General features: G+C 69.8%; 2 protein-coding genes and 1 riboswitch. Both genes read left to right on the top strand.

Translation table 11 applies throughout. From position 1 onward, the window contains the following. The coding region (locus ACR2JA_RS03925; RefSeq protein WP_434007814.1) for an HAD-IC family P-type ATPase at window positions 1-977 on the top strand (977 nt) is incomplete at its 5' end. 94 nt (window positions 978-1,071) lie between these two features. Beyond that, window positions 1,072-1,187: riboswitch (TPP riboswitch) on the top strand. 163 nt (window positions 1,188-1,350) lie between these two features. Next, window positions 1,351-2,321 (top strand): phosphomethylpyrimidine synthase ThiC (locus ACR2JA_RS03930; protein WP_434007815.1); only part of this gene is annotated, 971 nt, incomplete at its 3' end.

The following is a 2,321-nucleotide window of genomic DNA, read 5'->3' on the forward strand; positions in this document are numbered from 1 at the left end:
GCCTGGCAGGGCCGGATGCCCAGGTGCTGTCCGGCGACGAGATGGCCGCGCTCAGCGACGCGGCGCTGAGCGAGCGCCTGGCGACGGTCAACGTCTGCGCCCCTATCGCGCCGGAGCAGAAGCTGCGCATCGTGCAGGCGCTGCAGGCGCGCGGCGACATCGTGGCCATGACGGGTGACGGCGTGAACGACGCCCCGGCCTTGCGCGCCGCGCACGTGGGCGTGGCCATGGGCCAGCGCGGCACCGACGTGGCGCGCGAGTCGGCCGCGCTGGTGCTGGTGGACGACGACTTCGCCGCCATCGTGCGCGCGGTGCGGCTGGGGCGGCGCATCTTCGACAACCTGCGCAAGGCCATGTCCTACATCCTCGCGGTGCACGTGCCCATCGCGGGCATGGCGCTGCTGCCGGTGCTGCTGGGCTGGCCATCGCTGCTGTTTCCCATGCACATCGCCTTGCTCGAACTGATCATCGACCCGGCCTGTTCGATCGCGTTTGAAAACGAGCCGGCCGAGCCCGACGCGATGCAACAGCCGCCGCGCGACGCCAGCGCGCCGCTGTTCGGCGGGCTGAGCCTGTGGCTGGCACTGCTGCAGGGGCTGGGCGTGCTGGCGGCGGTGCTGGGCGCCTTTGCCTGGGCCGCGCCGCGCCTGCCCGAGGACGAAGCCCGGGCATTTGCCTTTGCAACCCTGGTGGTGGGCAACCTGGCGCTGATTTTTTCCAACCGCTCGGCCACGCGGCCGATCTGGGCCACGCTGCGCACGCCCAACACCGTGCTGTGGGCAGTGGCGGGCCTGGCGCTGGTGCTGCTGCTGGCCGCGCTCTATGTGCCCTGGGCGACCGGGGTGCTGCGCTTTGCGCCCTTGCCGGCGCACGAACTGGCCGCCGCATGCGCGCTGGGCATGCTGAGCGTGTTCTGGTTCGAAGGCATCAAGTGGGTGCAGCGCACCCGCCAGAACGTCACTCAGACCGCCCGCTGAATACGCGGCGGCGTGGCCGCGGCGCCCACCCCCCCAACGCCCTGGCCGGGCGTGGGGCGACCGGTGGCGCGCGCCGGAAACCGCGCTACACTGCGCGCCTGCTCCGGGGTGCACGGGCCTGCCAAGGCCCGGCGCTGAGATGGTGTGAAACACCAAACCCGTGAACTTGATCCGGCTAGTACCGGCGAAAGAAGAGCGCATGCCTTGAGAGATCCGTGGACGGGTCACCGGGTGTGCTGATGGAACCGACCACGCCCGACATGGGTGTTGGTTGCGGGCCGTCGGCGCCCCCGCACACGGTCCACAGTCCCCCCAGGCGGTCCTCCGGAGCTGTTCGTTGCCGCAACAGCTTTTTCAACCAGGAGACCGCCCCATGAACGCCCCCGACAAGCTCCAGCAACTGCTCTCGCTCACCCGAGAACCCTTTCCCCAGTCGAAGAAGGTCTACGTGCCCGGCGCCGCACCCGGCGTGCAGGTGCCCATGCGCGAGATCGCGCTGACCAACGGCGAAACGGTCACGGTCTACGACACCTCGGGGCCCTACACCGACCCGGCCGCCGACATCGACATCCGCCAGGGCCTGGCGGCGGTGGCCCGCGCCGGCTGGATCGCCGCGCGCGGCGACACCGAACGCTACGACGGCCGCAGCCGCGTCGCGCTGGACGACGGCGGCAAACACGGGGAGACCACCGATGCCCGCATCGAGGCCCTGCGCGCCGAGGCCGCCGGCCTGCAGCGCCAGCCGCTGCGGGCCAAGGCCGGCCAGAACGTCACGCAAATGCACTACGCCCGCCAAGGCATCGTCACGCCCGAGATGGAGTACATCGCCATCCGCGAGAACGGCAAGCGCGAATGGATGAAGGAGTACCTGGGCAGCGCGGAGCGCGAGGCGCGCCTGAAGGGCAACCCGATGGGCGCGCGGATTCCGGACGTGATCACGCCCGAGTTCGTGCGCGACGAGGTGGCGCGCGGCCGCGCGGTGATCCCGGCCAACATCAACCACCCCGAGGTGGAACCGATGATCATCGGCCGCAACTTCCTGGTGAAGATCAACGCCAACATCGGCAACTCAGCCGTGACCTCGTCCATCGAAGAGGAGGTGGAAAAACTCGTGTGGTCCATCCGCTGGGGCGGCGACACGGTGATGGACCTCTCGACCGGCAAGAACATCCACACCACGCGCGACTGGATCGTGCGCAACAGCCCGGTGCCCATCGGCACGGTGCCGATCTACCAGGCGCTGGAGAAGGTGGGTGGCGTGGCCGAAGACCTCACCTGGGCGATCTTCCGCGACACGCTGATCGAGCAGGCCGAGCAGGGCATCGACTACTTCACCATCCACGC

This window comes from Hydrogenophaga sp. (genome assembly GCF_051007235.1).
GTDB lineage: Bacteria > Pseudomonadota > Gammaproteobacteria > Burkholderiales > Burkholderiaceae_C > Hydrogenophaga.